General features: G+C 39.0%; 17 protein-coding genes. 11 read left to right on the top strand and 6 right to left on the bottom strand.

Annotated elements, in window-relative coordinates; genetic code table 11:
- Position 1: 1 nt before the first annotated feature.
- Together G7B18_RS06700 and G7B18_RS06695 are read left to right on the top strand one after the other, a co-directional pair.
- A complete protein-coding gene (locus tag G7B18_RS06700; RefSeq protein ID WP_164108916.1) occupies positions 2-859 on the top strand; it encodes a glycosyltransferase family 2 protein in 858 nt (285 codons plus the stop codon).
- Positions 860-1,032: 173 nt separating this feature from the next.
- Entirely contained in the window at positions 1,033-1,779 is a 747-nt protein-coding gene (locus tag G7B18_RS06695) for a hypothetical protein (protein WP_164122230.1), read from the top strand.
- 12 nt (positions 1,780-1,791) lie between these two features.
- Here the strand turns inward: G7B18_RS06695 and G7B18_RS06690 are convergent, their stop codons facing one another.
- Positions 1,792-3,024, bottom strand: coding sequence for a hypothetical protein (locus G7B18_RS06690; protein ID WP_240452787.1), 1,233 nt, complete (start codon positions 3,022-3,024; stop codon positions 1,792-1,794).
- A 221-nt stretch (positions 3,025-3,245) separates the two neighbouring features.
- Here G7B18_RS06690 and G7B18_RS06685 point away from each other — a divergent pair, with 221 nt between their 5' ends.
- The 3 genes from G7B18_RS06685 to G7B18_RS06675 all read left to right on the top strand — a co-directional run bounded on the left by G7B18_RS06685 (position 3,246) and on the right by G7B18_RS06675 (position 6,640).
- Positions 3,246-3,746, top strand: coding sequence for a SixA phosphatase family protein (locus tag G7B18_RS06685; protein WP_164108918.1), 501 nt, complete (start codon positions 3,246-3,248; stop codon positions 3,744-3,746).
- Between the two features lie 360 nt (positions 3,747-4,106).
- Positions 4,107-6,119, top strand: a complete 2,013-nt coding sequence (locus G7B18_RS06680; RefSeq protein WP_164108919.1) for a thioredoxin domain-containing protein — start codon at positions 4,107-4,109, stop codon at positions 6,117-6,119.
- 20 nt (positions 6,120-6,139) lie between these two features.
- On the top strand, positions 6,140-6,640 hold the full coding sequence (locus G7B18_RS06675) for a peptidylprolyl isomerase (RefSeq protein ID WP_164108920.1): 501 nt from the start codon (positions 6,140-6,142) through the stop codon (positions 6,638-6,640).
- Between the two features lie 51 nt (positions 6,641-6,691).
- Here the strand turns inward: G7B18_RS06675 and mnmD are convergent, their stop codons facing one another.
- Positions 6,692-7,357, bottom strand: a complete 666-nt coding sequence (gene mnmD / locus G7B18_RS06670) for a tRNA (5-methylaminomethyl-2-thiouridine)(34)-methyltransferase MnmD (RefSeq protein ID WP_164108921.1) — start codon at positions 7,355-7,357, stop codon at positions 6,692-6,694.
- Positions 7,358-7,430: 73 nt separating this feature from the next.
- On the bottom strand, positions 7,431-8,396 hold the full coding sequence (locus tag G7B18_RS06665; RefSeq protein WP_164108922.1) for a lipid A-modifier LpxR family protein: 966 nt from the start codon (positions 8,394-8,396) through the stop codon (positions 7,431-7,433).
- Positions 8,397-8,745: 349 nt separating this feature from the next.
- On the opposite strand from G7B18_RS06665, the gene G7B18_RS06660 reads away from it, so the two are divergent.
- The 5 genes from G7B18_RS06660 to G7B18_RS06640 all read left to right on the top strand — a co-directional run bounded on the left by G7B18_RS06660 (position 8,746) and on the right by G7B18_RS06640 (position 15,921).
- A complete protein-coding gene (locus tag G7B18_RS06660; RefSeq protein ID WP_164108923.1) occupies positions 8,746-9,966 on the top strand; it encodes a dicarboxylate/amino acid:cation symporter in 1,221 nt (406 codons plus the stop codon).
- 575 nt (positions 9,967-10,541) lie between these two features.
- Positions 10,542-10,949 (top strand): cytochrome c maturation protein CcmE, encoded by a 408-nt coding sequence (locus G7B18_RS06655; RefSeq protein ID WP_164108924.1) that lies wholly within the window; start codon positions 10,542-10,544, stop codon positions 10,947-10,949.
- A 38-nt stretch (positions 10,950-10,987) separates the two neighbouring features.
- Complete coding sequence (locus tag G7B18_RS06650; RefSeq protein ID WP_164108925.1) at positions 10,988-13,462, top strand: heme lyase CcmF/NrfE family subunit; 2,475 nt, start codon at positions 10,988-10,990, stop codon at positions 13,460-13,462.
- Entirely contained in the window at positions 13,462-14,232 is a 771-nt protein-coding gene (locus G7B18_RS06645; protein ID WP_240452786.1) for a Rossmann-like and DUF2520 domain-containing protein, read from the top strand. The genes G7B18_RS06650 and G7B18_RS06645 overlap by 1 nt, the downstream gene beginning before the upstream one ends.
- A 129-nt stretch (positions 14,233-14,361) precedes the next feature.
- Positions 14,362-15,921 carry an FMN-binding glutamate synthase family protein gene (locus G7B18_RS06640; RefSeq protein ID WP_164108926.1) on the top strand — a complete coding sequence of 520 codons (1,560 nt, stop codon included), beginning with the start codon at positions 14,362-14,364 and terminating at the stop codon, positions 15,919-15,921.
- A 66-nt stretch (positions 15,922-15,987) separates the two neighbouring features.
- Here G7B18_RS06640 and G7B18_RS06635 read toward each other — a convergent pair whose 3' ends face one another.
- Positions 15,988-16,428: a MarR family winged helix-turn-helix transcriptional regulator gene (locus tag G7B18_RS06635; protein WP_164108927.1), complete on the bottom strand. Its 441-nt coding sequence runs from the start codon at positions 16,426-16,428 to the stop codon at positions 15,988-15,990.
- A gap of 110 nt (positions 16,429-16,538) precedes the next feature.
- Here G7B18_RS06635 and G7B18_RS06630 point away from each other — a divergent pair, with 110 nt between their 5' ends.
- On the top strand, positions 16,539-16,946 hold the full coding sequence (locus G7B18_RS06630; protein ID WP_164108928.1) for a hypothetical protein: 408 nt from the start codon (positions 16,539-16,541) through the stop codon (positions 16,944-16,946).
- 13 nt (positions 16,947-16,959) lie between these two features.
- Here the strand turns inward: G7B18_RS06630 and G7B18_RS06625 are convergent, their stop codons facing one another.
- Positions 16,960-17,736 carry an amidohydrolase gene (locus G7B18_RS06625; protein ID WP_164108929.1) on the bottom strand — a complete coding sequence of 259 codons (777 nt, stop codon included), beginning with the start codon at positions 17,734-17,736 and terminating at the stop codon, positions 16,960-16,962.
- Positions 17,737-17,811: 75 nt separating this feature from the next.
- Positions 17,812-18,789 (bottom strand): polyprenyl synthetase family protein, encoded by a 978-nt coding sequence (locus tag G7B18_RS06620; protein WP_164108930.1) that lies wholly within the window; start codon positions 18,787-18,789, stop codon positions 17,812-17,814.
- Positions 18,790-18,849 lie beyond the last annotated feature (60 nt).

Genomic DNA, 18,849 nt, shown 5'->3' with positions numbered 1-18,849 from the left:
TATGAGCACTAAAAAAATCAGCATAATAATAGCCAATTACAACAACGGTCATTTCTTTAATGACTGTTTCAGAAGTCTGGTAAACCAGACTTCACAGGATTGGGAGGCCATTGTAATTGATGACAAATCAACGGATGATTCTTCTGCTATCATCAATGAACTAATAAAAGAAGACCCAAGGTTTAGATTCTACCAAAACAGTGAAAACTTAGGTTATCAAAAAACGTTAATAAAAGGAATTGAACTTTCGAAGTCTCCTTTATTTGCACGGCTCGATCCAGATGATGCTCTTGAGACCCATGCCATAGCAAAATCAATTGAGACCCATGAATTATTTCCACAAGCAGGACTCGTTTATTCAAATTTCACGTATTGCGATCATAGCCTAAATCGTTTAAATATAAGCCATGCCAAACAGGTCGATGATCTCAATGAAGACTATTTGAATTTTAATGCAGAAATCTCACACTTTGCTAGCTTTAAAAAAGAAATATACGAACAGACAACCGGTATAGACATCTTTATTAAACGCGCAGAAGATAAGGACATATACATGAAGATGTGTGAAGTTGCCCCTGTTAAATATATAGACGATACCCTATACTTATATAGGGTACACAATCAAAGTATTTCATCCCACGATAACTCCAACAAAGCTCTTTTTTGGCACTGGGTCGCTCTAATAAAGATGGCAGAAAGAACTAATACAAATATAGAGACCCTTTTCGTCGATAATTTCATCTCAAAAAATGTATTAAAGGAAAAACTTCGAAGACCTTTAAAATCAAAATGGGCTAAGCTGGGGTACAAGATCGGATTATTTAAAGCATATGAACAACTTCGTAATATTCTTAAGTAATACTACAAAAAATCATGTTAATGTAGATTTACACGAGGGAGCTTTAAGATGAGGTCACTTTTGTCATTTGATACAAAGCCTATTAAGGTAACGAATATAGATTACAAAAAAACTCGAAAAAGAAACAAAAACTCACCGAATAATAACTATATTTGATAGAATAACTATAAACCATGAAATTACCAGTACCAGTCATACTACTTTTTTTCATGATATCGCTGGTATCTTGTCAGAAGGACGGGGAAGAAATATCGGTTGACGAGCAAGAATGGAATACAGATCCTACAAATAGAGACAGTATCTCATTTACGTTAAACGATAAGACCTATAGCTCCAATGAAATGAATGGCTTTGGTTTTTCAAACAAACAGATTAATATCAAACCTTATTCTTCTGCAATCAAAAACAGGGAGATTGCTTATGCCACAGGCGGATATTGGTGGTATGGAGAAAGTGATTCTTTATTATTCGAACAAACATTTTCATTCAAGTCGCCCGAATTTTCAAGCATCTCATTTGGCTTTAGCAAAAAGTATGAGAAAAACAAACTTCTTCAAAAAACGGCTGTACTGGCTCCAAAGAGCAACGATTCCACATTTTTGGTAGGTCCTGCTCAATTTGCGACCGACAATAATCTTGAAAATACGGCAGAAGGAGTCAGCCTCGAACTATACCCACTGCAAACGGGAAAAGTATTGACCACATCTATACCTGCTTATTCGGTATTACTGCGCTCGAAGCTGGACAATCAACTACAAGACGACTCTTACTTTCATATTATAAAAATCGACACTTTGCAACATGATGTATTGTGTATTGAGGCCCGATTCGAATTGAATGTGTACAATGAGAAGGGAGCATCGTACCGTATAAAAGATGGCTTTATTCGATTTAAGACAAAAGGTAATTATCTAAAGTAAAATCCGGCGGAATTAACCCACCAGTTTTCTTAGTAACTGCTTCTTAATAGAGAATTTTCGATATTTAAATTCACCAGTGCGTAAACCGATGACGGCTCCAAATTCTATTTTATCATTACTCTCTCCCATTGGGAATATGCAGGATCTATAGACATTGGACGTTACAATAGCTTTTGGAAAAACGTTAAAATTAACCCCATCCCTAGAGAAAGCAAGATATAATTCTTCGGAGGTATATCTTTTCACATCTCCAACGGCCAAGGTAAGAAAATAATACCCCTCTCGGTAACAGGCGTGCAGGTGCCATGGCGAATAATTCTTATTTCCAGAACTCCAAGGCTTATTAACAAAGTGTATAATTTTACTTTTGTCAAAATCTGTAAAGTCTAATCCATTTTTAGAGACCCGCTGCAATACAAAGGAGGGATCATTTTCTTTATATCCTTCCTTACCCGTATTAAAACCTACTTCATAGGAAACGATATCATCTCCTACACGCACAAAAGAAGGAGACAAAACGTGATTATCAAACAGAGTTGCCGGGTAATTACTTGTAAAAGCAATCTCTACAGAACTCCACTTTACCCCGTCTACAGAGGTCTGCCGTACAATATTACGTCCAGCACTTTTTTCACTTAATTTTCTAGTGTTATTAGCACTATTACTACAAATACGCTCAAGACTCTTTTGAGACACTCCATTACCACGGTAATAAAGCTCAAAGGTCCCGTTATGATACATCCAATCTACGTCAGACCAATACCCTTGACGCCGATTCTGAGCATCGTCAAGCTCGCCGTCCTCTTTCATAGGAGGCCGTTGTATCGGATTTACCAAACCAAAAGGAACAGTCCAGCGAAGCGCGTCATTAGAGACTACCACTGTGGGATTTTCATACAAAATAGCATTACCACTACTCCCGACCTGACCAAAGTAAGGCGTAAAGACCATCCAATATTTATAGCCATATAATCCATCTGCAAAATATTCCACATCGGGATGGCAGTAGCTATACCGCTTGCCCGATATATCCTTAATAAGTGCCAAGTCACTGCCGCCCCAATAATTACCGTTGGCCTCAACAGCAATATCCATACTTCCCAAATCCTTAAAGATATGCGAAGAAACGATATCCTCTTCTCCCCCCTCTTCGCCCATTGGCGGTATATCTGATGCCTCATCTTTTGAACAAGCTGTCCAAAATACGCAAAGCATCAAAAAATAAGCATACTTCCTTAAATGCATCTTACCTAGGTTAATAATATTCGTCTTACCAAACTATTGTCAAGAGACAACGCTGAGCGGACGCTAATTTATAACAAAAATTATGTATATTTCCTCAATAATAAAAATTAAAATGGAGGAGGAGGAGGAGAGCTACAAAACTTGTTTTTATATTTCAGCGCAATTATATTGCGTATAAAGACGACTTTTTGTAGGTTTATTTTAATAAGTACAACATCAAAATGAACACGAAAACACTCTATATAATCCGCCACGCAAAAGCAGAATTACCAACTTGGAGAGAGAAAGACTTTGGAAGGAATATTATGGACAAGGGGGGTGCTCGAGCCCAACATATAGCCAACAAACTAAAAGACATACTCACGATTGATGACAATACAGCTGTATTTTCTTCGACTGCTAATAGGGCAATACAGACGGCTCATATCTTCTGTACCACATTAGAGTTCCCTCTTCAGCGTATATTCCAGACGGAATCCATATATGAAGCGTATTATCTCGATATATTAAAAATTATCAACCAAATCCCCAGCGCTGTAGACACACTGCTGATATTTGGCCATAACCCTGGCTTATCTGACTTAACCAACTACATCTGCAATAGCTATATTCAACTCAAAACATCGCATTGCGCTGTCGTAACGCTGGAAGAAGGAATCGATTTTGGTAGCCTATCGGGAGGAACGGGTTCATTAAACCAAATCATCACAGAACAACTATAACGCGCTTAACCAAAAGTTAACTTCAATTAAAAGCAAGTTTGAATTTTTATACCCTTAAATTAAAAAGTAAAAGCGCTCAAATCACTTAATTTTGTCTTTGCAAACGAAGTGATTTTTATCGAAAAAAATTAATCAAGAAAAAAGTCAAAAGAACCCCGTCCTTTTTCCGAAGACAACAAGTAGAGTCGACAAAAAGTATCTATACAGTTGAAGAAAAGTATCTAGTCTTTTTAAACAAACTCCTTAAAATACACCTGTATTATTTTAAACAATAAAAATAAGTCGTATCAAGAAATATTATTTCCACCAAATACAACAGCTATAAGGAGCTTATCATTAACTTTTACGTATCTTCGCTATATGGCAAACAAACTTCAAAACGAAACCTCTCCCTACCTCAAGCAGCACATGCACAACCCGGTGCATTGGATGCCATGGGGAGCGGAGGCCTTAGCTAAAGCAAAACAGGAAAACAAGTTAATCATCATCAGTATAGGCTACTCGGCATGCCATTGGTGCCATGTCATGGAGCGGGAAAGTTTCGAAAATGAAGCTATTGCCGAGACCATGAATAAATTTTATATCTCCATAAAAATAGATCGTGAAGAACGCCCCGACATCGATCAGATCTATATGATAGCCGTACAATTGATGACCAAATCGGGCGGATGGCCACTTAATGCAATCTGTCTTCCGGATGGACGTCCCATCTACGGGGGGACCTACTTCAAACCTCACGACTGGCAAAACATTTTATTGCAAATAGCTCAAATGTGGGAAGAATCACCCCAAACAGCTATTGATTATGCAGAAAAGCTAACCACTGGAATACAACAGGCAGAGCGCCTTCCTATAGCTGATATACCCGAACAATATACTTTACGAGACCTCAAAACCATCGTACTCCCCTGGAAGGAACAATTTGATTTCAAGAACGGTGGCTATCGACAAGCTCCAAAATTTCCATTACCTAATAACTGGGTCTTTCTCTTGCGTTATGCCGTATTGACCAAAGATCAGGACCTGTTGGCTCATGTGCATTTCACGTTAAAACAGATTGCTAATGGTGGAATATACGATCAGATTGGAGGAGGATTTTCTCGTTACTCCGTAGATGAACGATGGCATGTCCCCCATTTTGAAAAAATGCTGTACGACAATGGTCAGTTGATCTCCCTTTATAGCGAAGCCTATCAACAAACGCCCTCCTTATTATATAAACAAGTCGTTGAAGAAACTATCGCTTGGGCTATTCGCGAAATGAAGGCTGAAAACGGAGGGTTCTACAGCGCATTAGATGCCGATAGCGAGGGGATAGAAGGTAAATTTTACACGTTCCAGTCCGAGGAATTCGATCTTTTGGGTGATGATGCCGATCTAGCTCGAAATTATTTTAACATCACAAACGAAGGAAACTGGAGCGAAGAGCAAACGAATATCCCTTACGTAGATAGCAACAATGAGCACCTCATTCGTGAAGCTGGATTTTCAACAGATGAATGGTCTATATATTTGACCGAAATTAAAACCAAAATGTTAGCTTATAGAGCAACGAGGATTCGCCCTGGTCTGGACAATAAACAACTGACCAGCTGGAATGCACTTTTATTAAAAGGACTAGTAGACGCATATAGAATTTTCGATACGCCATCTTACCTGATAACAGCTATTGGCATTGCCCACTTTATCGTCAAGGAATGTACAATAGAAGATTCTTTACTACATCAACCCAAAGATCAAAACAGACAAATCCCTGGCTTTCTCGACGATTATGCGCTTACGATAGAAGCTTATATTGCTATATATGAAGCAACATTTGAAGAAGATTGGCTACATAAAGCAAAAAACTTGGCGGATCGCGCGATTTCTCTATTTTATGAGTCCAAAACAGCTACATTCTATTATACCTCAAATGAAGGAGAGGAGCTCATCGCTCGTAAAAGCGAGGTTATGGATAATGTGATCCCTGGATCATCCTCCAGTATAGTACGCCAACTCTACAAAATGGCCTTACTCTTTGACGAAGAAAATTACACAGCAATAGCTGATCAGGTCTTTGCCAATGTATTTCAAAATATCGCCAGTTATGGATCGGCATACTCCAATTGGGCAATACAATTACTTGAATTTCATTTTGGGACTTATGAGATTGCACTAACAGGAGAAAATGCTACAAAATGGCGCAAAGAATTGGATCAGAAGTGCTATATCCCAAATAAAATAATCTTGGGGGGAACAAAATCTACACTTCCTTTGTTAGTAAATAAGCAAGAATTGGAATCAAAAGCATACCTTTGTCGAAGCAAAACCTGTAGTCTTCCGCAATCGTCGATTACACAATTGATTGAATTAATAAATAGCAATGAGGTTTAAACCTCTTTAAAAATTAAAAAATGGCAATAGAAAACAACAACGTAGTAACGTTGAATTACATTCTTCACACAATTGAAGAAAACGGAGAGAAAACGTTTGTAGAACAAACAACAACTGAAAATCCGCTAACATTTCTATATGGTGTGGGAATGATGTTACCAAAATTTGAAGAAAACATTGCTGGTCTTCAAATCGGTGACAAATCATCTTTTGAACTAGATGCTGAAGATGCTTACGGAGAAAGAGATGACAAAGCCATGGCACAATTACCGGCTGATATGTTTAACGAAACTGGTCTGCCTCCAGTAGGTGAAGTATTACCGTTACAAGATAACCAAGGAAATCAGTTCCGAGCTGTAGTAGTAGAAGTGAGTCCTGAAGTTGTGGTAGCTGACTTAAACCACCCAATGGCTGGTAAAAAATTAAACTTCGACATTGAAGTACTAGCAGTTCGCCCTGCGACAGAAGAAGAGCTTTCGCACGGTCATTCACATGGCATAGACGGTACAGAAGGACACTAGTCCGACTCCACCATAAAGCAATAAAAAAAGCTGTCTTTGAGACAGCTTTTTTTATTGCTTTACAGCACGCAACATTTCTCTTTTCCCTGGGGCTCCCGGTGCCTTTTCAACTTTAAAACCTAAAGCCTTCATCGAGCGTTTCAGATTTCCTGTAATAGCGTAAGTGACAAATACGCCTCCCACACGTAAATATTGACAGACGTGAGCTAAAGTCTCATCAGTCCACATTTCAGGTTGATGGATCGCTGCAAAAGCATCAAAATAAATTATATCAAATAATCGATCACTATCGAATTCCAGTACTTTGCTGTGGACCACCTCCCACGCTATCTCCGTATTAAGATTGACCGATTGATGCAAAGCATCACTATATTTATCGCTAAAAGACTGCCAGATGACCGGTGTAACATAACGATCGTATCCTGTACCAAATATAATATTCTCCGCCAGAGGATAAGCTTCTATTCCACAATAATTCAGTTTGAGTTTATTTCTAGAAGCGTAGTCAGCTGACTGCAAAAAATTAAGTCCTGTACCGAATCCTATTTCCAGAATGGAAGCTGTGTTTGTATTCTCCTTCTCGATATAATATGCTAAACCAGACTGGACAAATACATGCTTACTCTCCTGTAAAGCTCCATGTTTCGAATGATAATGCTCACCAACTTCGGCATGATATAAAGTACTGGAGCCATCGGCTGTAACAACAAAATCCATAATAAGCTATTTTTTCACAAACTTACGCAAATTCAACGTAAGCAGAACCTACAAAACCGCTCTCTTGAAAAACTTAAAACCGGAAGCCAGCCTTGATGCGTGCAAATTGGTGGTTACGGTACATCTCCTTTCCTTCTTTTGTATTAAAAATTACTGCAGCTTCAATAGAAAATATCCCGCGCGAATAAACTGCCCCAAACTTCTGACCCAATAAATGTTTAGATATTGCATACTGCCCCTCCACTTGGCTTGTAAACAAAGCTCCTTGTATAGTCGCATTATAAAACTGGTACATATAACTCGGCGTATAGAAGAAATAATACTCCTTATCATTTGACAAAAAACCACCGTTTCCAGCGAACTGACTATGGCGATACGGTGCCAATTTACCGAAACGAATCGTGAATTGAGCAGAGACATTCGAGAAATTCATCCCAGCCCTACCGCTTGTCTCTCCTGCGAGCTCAAAACGATCTGTTTCATTTCGCCACAGTTTTTTCAAAACTGAAGCTTCTAAATCCAGTCCCACAGCACTGTTAAGGGAAGACTCCCAACTTTCTACCTCATACATATTGAACGTCTTATGTATAAACCGTTGTATCTGTTGCCCCTTACCTGCTTCACCAACAGTAGCGACCTCTGCCTTAATTCGCCATACCAACTCGCTGGTATAACTACGTTGAAAACTTCCGTTAAAGAAAAAACGTCCTGTGGATGGCCGATCCCAGTTCAAGTCGCTTCTCCCACCTATATATTTACCGTTAAAGAGCTGATGTCCGAATTGTATCGACAGTAAATCAATATGCGCAGGAGAATACTGTAACAGCTTGTCGTAAGTAAGCACAAGTCCATTTGTATAGTATTGATCCTGCCCTTGTAGAAGGTAGGAGTCATTGTCGGTTTGCAAGCATATGGCATGACTTCTTTTCGCTTGAGCAAACGCGATGACTCCTGAAAAAAAAATCCCCATCATAAGGAGCAACCTCCTGCTAAAGAATAGAAGTAACTGACTGCTCACACTCATTTGTATTTTTATCATTAAAATAGGTATACCTTTCTAAAGGATAAGATAATCGAATATCAATCTCAAATCTAAGCTTATTTTAGCAAAAACAAATGCCTTACCAGCCAATCCTTCCCTTCGGGAGCACGACAGATTTCCATTTTTACACGCTAAGTCACCTCCGCCTCATGCAGAGGTCTATTTACTATCTGGTGAAATCTATTTCGTTAGATCTAGCTACGCTGAGTCTTTCGTGGTTTTCCACAACGAGAGAGATAGCGTCAAAACGGTTAAATAAGCAAAAAAACGGGTTTTTGCTACCCATATTGATAACGATATACGGATAATGATAAAAAAAAACTATTTTAGCTTAAGACTATTCACTATGCAATCCATTGTTAACAATTATAGCAACATAATTCTCCTTTTGGTAGGTATCAGTATTGGAAGCCTTATCGGTGCATTTTTACCCAATTTTGTTCCATATATAAAACCGTTTGGTGATATTTTCTTAAACCTACTATTTGTTGCCGTAATACCATTACTCTTTTTTGCGATCTCATCTGCTGTTGCAAGTATCGAAGGGGATAATCGTTTAGGCCGGATACTCACTACAATGGTATTCGTATTTATGATTACCATAGTCATCGCATCCGTCCTGACAATATTGGGCCTGTGGATCTTCCCGGTCACCGCAATTAGTGATGGCCGAGGTCTCGATGATACCATGCTAGCAGATCCAAATGATAGTTGGGGCAATAAAATCGTTCGATTTGTTACCGTTCCCGAATTCGTCAACCTCCTATCCCGACAAAATATACTCGCCTTCGTTATCTTCTCCTTTTTGGTAGGCACCTCTGTCCGCAAAAGCGGTGAAATAGCTCAACCTTTTCTTCGCTTTTTGATAGCAGGAAATGAAGTTATGAAAAACATGTTAGGATTAGTCATGAAATTAGGCCCGATTGGCTTAGGAGCCTATTTCGCCTACCAAGTACATGATTTAGGACCCGAATTATTCGGTTTTTACGCAAGACCGTTAGCATTTTATTACATTTTCGGAACGATCTTTTTCTTTGTGGTGTTCTCGTTATATGCTTTTATTGCTAAAGGAAGAAAGGGAGTCCCTCTTTTCTGGAACAATAACATCACCCCCTCTCTTACGGCTTTAAGCACATGCAGTAGTTTGGCAACTTTACCTACAAATCTTCTTGCCGCCAAGAAAATAGGTATCCCAAATAGTGTCGCCAATGTCGTCATACCACTTGGTAATACTCTCTACAAAAATGGCTCAGCAATTTCATCGATCCTAAAAATTTATGTAGCCTTTGCTATTTTAGATTGGGATTTTTTCGAACCATCAACCCTATTTATGGCCGTGGCCATCACACTCTTGGTCAGTATGGTCGCCGGAGGAATCCCAAATGGTGGCTTTATTGGCGAGATGCTCATGATTTCCGTATACAGTATCCCCAATGAAGCGATACCGGCGATAATGATTATCGGAGCTTTGGTCGATCCTTTAGCTACAATTTTGAATGCAACGGGCGATACTGTAGCATCCATGTTAGTTACCCGATTCTCTGGTGAAAAGTTTTCGTCCGAATAATTTACAATTTGGCTCCAATCTCTAGATGGACACTGAATCTAATGAAATGAACCCATTGATTCCTTAAAAAACATAAATCGATCAATAAAACGTACACGTCCAGAAAAAAAACATAACAAGACGTAAATCCTAAAATATGCACCAAGGGGATAGTTCTGATTTGTAATATTCATGATGCAATAGCATATCTAAACTAGTGTCTGTTAAAAGGATAAAAAAACACTACCTAACAACTCACAAAAAGGGGTTAACCAACGCCGACCAGTTGTTTAGATTGTCTCTAAATAATATGATCCGTTAGCTAAATTCCTCCTTTCATTTCTCATTTCGTATTTTTGTACAAAAACAGTCAGAGTGCAACATACTCATTTACAAAAATGAAACGGTACGCTCTAAAAATAATCCATCCCGATGAACTGACTACAAGGAGCGCATTGAAGGCAATCGGGACAAGTTAATGACAGATAAAAAAAAAAGTAATACACAGATGAAACTATTATGATCTGTCAGTTGGCGGACCATACGGGAGAATAAATCTGATAGCTTCATCACCCTAAAAAACAAATTATATACGGATGAAAAAAAGTTCGATCATTTTAATTGTAATCATCGCAATAGCAATTGCCATGATTTTGGTTATCTACACAGATTCAAGTACATATTCTACTTTTGCGGAAGCTAAAGAAAAGAACACAGAACTTTATGTGGTCGGCGTATTGAATAAAGAAAAGGATCTTCATTATGACCCGGTAAAAGATGCCAATCATTTCTCATTCTACATGTACGATAAAGATAGTACAGAATGCCAAATCGTATTCAATGGTTCAAAACCTCAGGATATCGAACGGTCAGAACAAATCGTATTAACGGGAAAAATGGAAGGTGATACCTTTCATGCAAGTAAAATTCTGATGAAATGCCCGTCAAAATACAATAAGGATCAAGTTGAAGTAATTGAAGCTACAACTACAGCTTCATTATAATTTACCAACTTCTTACTTCTAATTTCTTACATATAACAATGGATATTAATTACGTAGGCGAGCACCTATTGCCAGGAAAGATAGGTCAATTTTTTGTTATTCTTTCTTTTGGAGCATCCTTACTTTCACTTATCAGCTACTTCTTTGCGACTAAGAATCCCGAAGAGCGGCATTGGAAAAAATTAGGTCGTATCGGTTTTTTCTTAAACGCGCTATCAATCGTCATCATCGGTTCAATTCTTTTTTACTTAATATACAGTCACTATTTTGAATATCATTATGTTTGGAGTCACTCTTCAAGATCTCTCCCCACACACTACATTATATCCTCTTTTTGGGAAGGGCAAGAAGGCAGTTTCTGGCTTTGGATGTTCTGGCAGGTTGTATTAGGCACTGTTCTTGTTTTTAGAGCCAAAAGCTGGGAAACTCCTGTCATGACCTTCGTGATGCTTTGTCAGACATTTTTGGCAAGTATGCTGATTGGTGTAGAAATATTTGGAAGTCGTATCGGCAGCTCACCATTTATACTACTTCGCGATGCACTAGACATCCCGATCTTGAAAGACCCGAACTATCTTTCTATGATTGCCGATGGAAGAGGCTTAAACCCATTGTTACAGAACTATTGGATGGTCATCCACCCTCCGACCCTGTTCTTGGGTTTTGCGTCTATGATCGTCCCTTTTGCATACGCCGCATCCGGTTTATGGCAAAAAAGGTATAAAGAATGGATGACGCCGGGCCTACCGTGGGCGCTTTTTGCAGTAATGATATTAGGTGCAGGTATTATAATGGGGTCATTCTGGGCATATGAAGCGCTAAATTTCGGTGGCTTCTGGGCTTGGGACCCTGTAGAAAACGTATCCATTATTCCATGGTTTACCCTTATAGCAGCAGTACACGTAATTCTAGCGTACAAGCATTCAGGACATGGTTTTTTCACAGCCACCCTACTCTCTCTTGTTAGTTTCGTCCTTGTAATTTATGCTTCTTACTTAACACGTTCAGGCATATTGGGCGAGACCTCCGTACACTCGTTTACTAGTTTAGGTATGTCGGGACAGTTAATTTGGTTTAACCTGACCTTCCTCCTCATTATGATCGGCCTGTTGGTATGGAGAAGAAAAGAGATTCCTAATTCTCAAAAGGAAGAAGACATTTATTCCCGCGAGTTTTGGTTGTTTATCGGCGCCCTAGTGCTTACTGTAGCATGTGTACAAATGATTGCAACAACTTCAATCCCTGTATTTAATGCTCTTTTTGGCACAAAAGTGGCCCCACCTATTGACCCTATTGCACACTATAACAAATGGCAAGGTGCCTTCGCGGTCGTCATCTTATTGCTTACTGCTGTAGCTCAATTCCTGAAATATAAACGCACAGATAGTAAAAAATTCTGGGCCTCGATCCTGGCTTCACTAATTGTTGCAATCCTAATAGGGGCACTTGTGATCTATTTCACAAAAGTATACAGCAATGTCATGTATATGCTTATCACATTTACAGCTGTATTTTGTGTCGTTGCCAATATTCGTATATTGAGTGATGCATTCAAAGGCAAATGGAAACTTACAGGATCTGCAGTATCCCATATCGGATTTGGACTCCTTGTACTGGGTGCATTAATTGCAGCCGCTACGAATGAGGTAATATCGATCAATGAAAGTGGTTATATCGGTGTTCAAAATTTCGGAAAAGAAGGTGACAAGTTTACTGATCCTGGAGAAAATCTATTCTTGACAGAAGGCGAACCTGTTCAAATGGGAGACTATAAAATCACATATGTAGGCGATAGTGTTGCTCCACCCAACGTATACTATCACATCAAATACGAGCGTCTGGACGAAGAGAGTGGAAAAGTAAAAGAGCATTTCATCTTGAGTCCATTTGCACAGAATAATCCGGACATGGGCGGGTTGATCGGTACTCCTGCAACCAAACACTACCTGACTCACGATGTCTACACCCTGATTACGGCCGCCGCCGCGGATTCTCAAGCTCCCATGAGCAAGATTAAAGAAGAAGAGAAAACCGGATTTGAAGACTATGATGAACCGGCCACCTATCAGGTGAATATCGGAGACACTTTACGCTATAGGAACGGTGTTTTTGTAATAGAAGGCATCAATAAAAATGCTAAACTAGAAAACATCCCATTAAAACCCAATGATGTCATAGTAGGCCTCAAAATTAAAGTCATCGCAGCAGACCAGAAATCATACGATGTAGAACCTACATTCTTGCTGAAAGAAGGTAACGCTTATGACTTTAATAAAGACGTAAGCGAACAGGGTTTGAAGTTTCGATTTACCAATATCTTGCCTGAAAAAGACAAGTTGGAAATTATGGTTTACCAAAAACCTCTGCCGGAGAAGAAATGGATTGTCTTCAAAGCTATCAAATTTCCTTACATCAACTTCTTCTGGCTAGGAACAATTGTAATGACAGTTGGTTTCTGTATGGCGATATACAGACGAATCAAAGAAGCTAAAAATAATCCGACAAAATACTAATGATGGAAATTGTTGTATTGGGCAGTGGAAATGTTGCAACGCACCTTGCAAAAGCGTTATATAAACATGGTCACGTGATAAAACAAGTCTTCAGCAAACAATCAGCCAATGCATTTGCATTGGCTGATGCCGTTAAAGCAGACGCTATCTCAGAGCTTTCAAATCTTGACCCAAGAGCTGACCTCTATCTTATAGCAGTTTCTGATACAGCCATTTCCCAAATAATTTCTGAAATGCCAGAAATAACAAAAGGAATCGTAGTACATAGCTCTGGAGCCACTCCCATCGAAGTTTTGCAGCGTTTTGACAAAACAGGAGTCTTATACCCTGCTCAAAGCATAAGCAAACAACTCGAGATCGATATTTCACTTATACCATTCGGAATTGAAGCGAATTCGCTCGAGACCGCAGACTTACTATTTAACTTGTTATCCCCTATAGCTGTACGCATCTTCTCTTGCAACTCCAAACAACGATTAGCACTACACGTTTCGGCAGTCCTTGTTAACAACTTCCCCAATGCGTTATTTAGCATAGCACAGCAAATCCTAGAACGCGAAAATATGGACTTTGATCTCCTGCGTCCAATCATTCTAGAAACAGCAAGTAAGGTCCAAAATCACCTCCCTACAGACGTACAGACCGGCCCAGCCGCAAGAAATGACATCGGCACGATAAACAGGCATTTGCAATTCCTAAGTTATTCAAATGAGCTAACTCAAATCTATCAACATTTGTCTGATTTCATTATAAAAAGCAGACATAAATAGCACATTGTTTACAAAAAAAATAAAAGTTTAAACCTCCATCCTAAAGCCCAAATTACTTGCTAATTTTGCTGAAAATTAAAACAAACGTTAATAACAAACGTTTGTTTATAGAGTAACTTCATATATATCATGGCAGTTAGAAAACTAATTCTTGTATCCATTATTCTGTTAAATGTAATCATCATTTCTTTTGGGATTATCTTTACACCACGTTGGTTTTGGCTTTTAATCGTTCCAATTCCATTACTCATTATTGCGATCTACCATAGCGTTCAAACAAGTCACGCAATCCTCCGCAACTATCCTTTAGTTGGTTATTTTAGATATATATTCGAATCTATCCGCCCAGAGCTAAGACAATACTTTTGGGAATCAGATACAGACGGTCGTCCATTCAACAGAAGACAACGGTCTATTGTTTACCAAAGAGCTAAAAACCAACGGGAGACGGTAGCTTTTGGTATGCAGACAGACCCTCAAGCCATCGGTAACGAATGGGTTGCACATTCTATATTTCCTACACATATAGAGAATCATGATCTGCGTACGATGGTTGGAAACAGCCAGTGTAAAAAACCTTATAGTTTAAGTATCTATAATATCTCTGCGATGAGTTATGGTGCGCTTAGTAAAACGGCAATTACAGCCCTAAATAAGGGTGCTGCTTTACAGAACTTTGCACACAATACAGGAGAAGGCGGTATCAGTAATTATCATATAAACGGCGGGGACCTCATCTGGCAGGTTGGTACAGGCTATTTTGGTTGCAGAAACGAACATGGTTATTTTGACGATGATCTTTTCGCAGAAAAGGCAAGCAGGCCTTATGTAAAAATGATTGAATTAAAAATGTCACAGGGAGCGAAACCTGGTCACGGAGGAATACTTCCGGCGGCAAAGAACACACCAGAGGTTGCTGCTATCCGTCACGTGGTTCCAGGAACGGATGTTATGTCTCCGCCTGCACACAGTGCTTTTTCTACTCCATTAGAAATGATGGGATTTATACAGAGATTAAGAGACTTATCTGGCGGTAAACCAGTAGGTTTTAAGATTTGTATTGGAGATAAACAGGAATTTATCGAGATCTGTCATGCTATGCAAACGACACAGATATTCCCAGATTTTATCTCTGTAGATGGATCAGAAGGGGGAACAGGTGCTGCACCCCTAGAATTCACAGACAACCTCGGTATGCCTTTATACGACGCATTAACGTTCGTTACAAAAACATTGATCAACTTTGGTTTGAAGAAACACATTAAAATTATTGCTTCGAGTCGAATTGTAACCGGTTTTGATCTCCTAAAAGCTATCGCGTTGGGCGCTGATGCTTGTTATAGTGCGCGAGGTATGATGTTTGCATTAGGTTGCATCCAAGCATTAAAATGCAACGAAGATATCTGCCCTGTTGGAGTAGCAACACAACGACCTCACCTATACAAAGGCTTAGATGTAGAAGATAAGTATGTGCGCGTGGCACAGTTTCATAGAAACACGCTTCGTGCTACAGTGGAAATCATGGAAGCATGTGGGTTTAAAACATTAGATGATGTAACTGCAGATAAGTTTTTCAGAAAGACAGACAACATCACTACACTCAGTTTCCAAGACATTTACTTTAAAGAAACCGGAAGATTGAACAAAAAGGAAAACTCCTTTGCAAAGGAAGAATTCCTGGATCAATAATATGACATCATTAAAAAGACCTAATTCCTGAGATTAGGTCTTTTTAATTACAGCACGATATGCTGTTCATTTCAAGTTCTGAAAAACCTTTTCCAGTATTTGTTGCGCCATTTTCAATTGTTCCTCGTCAATCCCCTCGACAGATTCACGAATTGTCTGAGATGCTTGTCTCATTCCTATTTCTTTCAATTTACGCCCTTCTTTCGTCAAATAAATCAGATTGGAACGTCGATCTTGTTTATCATTTACCCGTATCACTAAACTATCCCTCTCGAGATTATTAATGAGTCTGGTAATACTAGGTTTGTCCCTGAACGTCAAATTTGCGAGCTCTTGCTGAGTGAGTCCCTCTTCCATCCAAAGATAGTACAAGATACTCCATTGCTCAGCAGTTATGTTCACCTTAAACTCTTTCAGATTACGATGTAGCCTTCTCGAAATAGCTGTAGATGCTTTCCCCGATAAAAAGGAAAAAAACTCCTCAGAAATTAATGTCGATTCATTCATTAGTTAGTAATAATTATAGGTTGTTTATGCAATTAAGGAAATCCATATTCAATATCCAAATTTTATTTTAACATTCTAACTTTGCTTCAAAATTTCTTATATTTATTCGTATGGAAAATTTGCTGATAATATTGGTATTCGTCGGGTCGATCGTGTATAAAATATATTCAAATTATAAAGAAGAAATGGCAAAATCGGCCAAGCGTAATCCCCAAAGGCAATCTCAGCAACGAAACACGGGGAATCCCCCTCTATCGCCTTCCCATAATCAGGCGCCAACAAGACCTCCTATCCCGAAGACTGTTAAGCAACAAGTAGCAAACCCATTTGTAACAAAAAGTAATATAATACAAGATGTTCCTGAGGAAGTACAACGCGCAAAACAAAATAGAAAAGTAAAACCAATCGAACGAAAAGATAGATTGGATAACGAAGGACAATTCGAGAGGCAACCTGTTTCATTTGACTTGAGACAAGCTGTAATCCAGGCTGCAATTTTAGACCGCCCTTATAAATAAAACTGTATGTAATCTATAATAGCGAAAATTTATCGCCATCCTGCAAAAATGGGAATTGTCGGCGCGCATTTTCAAGATCCTTGGGATTTAGCGTAAATGTATACAGATCTTCGTCTTCAGGTTTGTAGTAGACCACGTCTCCTAAAGGAGAAATACACATAGACCCTCCCGAATAATATATCTCATTACCATCGTGTCCTACCCGATTGACACCGATCACAAATGCTTGATTCTCTATAGCACGGGCAGGAATTAACGCTCTCCAATGGGCAGAACGCTTGTCTGGCCAACTCGCCGTGTACACCAACAAATCATAACCATTTTCTTGATTTCTGGACCATACAGGGAAGCGAAGATCGTAACAAATCATTGGGCATATTCTCCAACCTTTCAGCTCAACGATAACACGTGACGTTCCAGCTGTAAAAATGCTATCTTCATTCGCCATACCAAATAAATGCCGCTTATCATAATGGACATAACTGCCATCTGGTGACATCCACACAAAACGATTATAGTATCTACCTTCCTCTTCAATGATAAGCGTGCCGGCTACAACGCATTCAAAGGACTTAGCCGTATTATACATCCAGCGCATAGTTATTCCATCCATTCGCTCTGCACACTTTTCAACATTCGTCGTAAAGCCAGTATTAAACATCTCTGGAAGTATAATCAGGTCCGTCTTACCTTTTAGTGAAGACAAGCGCAACCCCAAATTTTGCAGGTTCTTCTCTGCATTCTCCCAAAACAAATACGCCTGAAATACCGTGATCTTTATATTTTCCATAAATGTTTACGACTCGATTATATTATACTAAACAACCAATTTAACAAAATTACACCAAAAATCCTAAGTTAATTCTTACCTAGCCCTATGCATCAGACGATCAGCAAGACTTCTAAGATCTTCTTTTCTAGACTCCGCTACGTTTATATCATCTAGGCTTGCATAAGCGTATTGCGTATAAGATTCCTTTAGTGCATTCGCTTTCTGCAAAATACCGTATTTGTCATACAACATTTTCATCTGCTCAATTTTTGCGATCGATTCAGATAATGGTAGATCTAAAATAGCATTAAACAGATCCAGATCCTCGTTATCTAATCCCTGTTTAAGCAAAATATGTAATATAGTCTTCTTATTAACGATTATATCTCCACCAACTTGCTTTCCAAAGGTCCCTGGATCGCCAAATGCATCTAGGATATCATCCTGTAGTTGGAAAGCAATACCTAGATTTTCGCCAAAATTGTATAACTTCAATCGATCTTCGTCCGAAGCATTTGAGATAATAGCGCCTAGTTCCAACGCCCCGCCTAATAAGACAGAGGTTTTTAAACGAATCATATTCACATACTCCCCTTCTGTAACATTGTCTCTTCTCTCAAAGTCCATATCCATCTGCTGTCCTTCACAAACCTCCAACGCAACTTTATTAAAGGCTTTTAATAAGATAGGGACAAACACCGGAGGACATTTAGCTAACTGTTCATAAGCCTTAATTAACAACGCATCTCCAGATAGTATAGCGACATCTTCATTCCATTTTTGATGAACAGTAGCCTGTCCACGTCGTAATGGCGCCTTATCCATAATATCATCATGAATCAATGTGAAATTATGAAAATATTCGACAGCAACAGATGCCGGCACTACTTCATCCATATTTGAACAACCAAAAAGGTCTGCTCCCAATATCACCAATTGAGGTCGAATCCGCTTTCCTGCCAACGAAAGTATGTATTTTATGGGTAGGTACAGGTTTTCTGGAGAGGAAGGCAAATCAGCGTGAGTTAATGCTGTGCTAATCTTTTCCGCAAAAATTGGATTTCCAAACATATCGATCTTCTAAAAAATGCTGCCACGAAGATAAGTAATAAATTCCGTTGTGTTCTGTCT

This window comes from Sphingobacterium sp. xlx-130, assembly GCF_011007405.1.
GTDB classification, from domain to species: Bacteria; Bacteroidota; Bacteroidia; order Sphingobacteriales; family Sphingobacteriaceae; genus Sphingobacterium; species Sphingobacterium luzhongxinii.
Note: the sequence above shows the minus strand (reverse complement) of the source record. Positions and strands in the feature narration are given on the sequence as shown.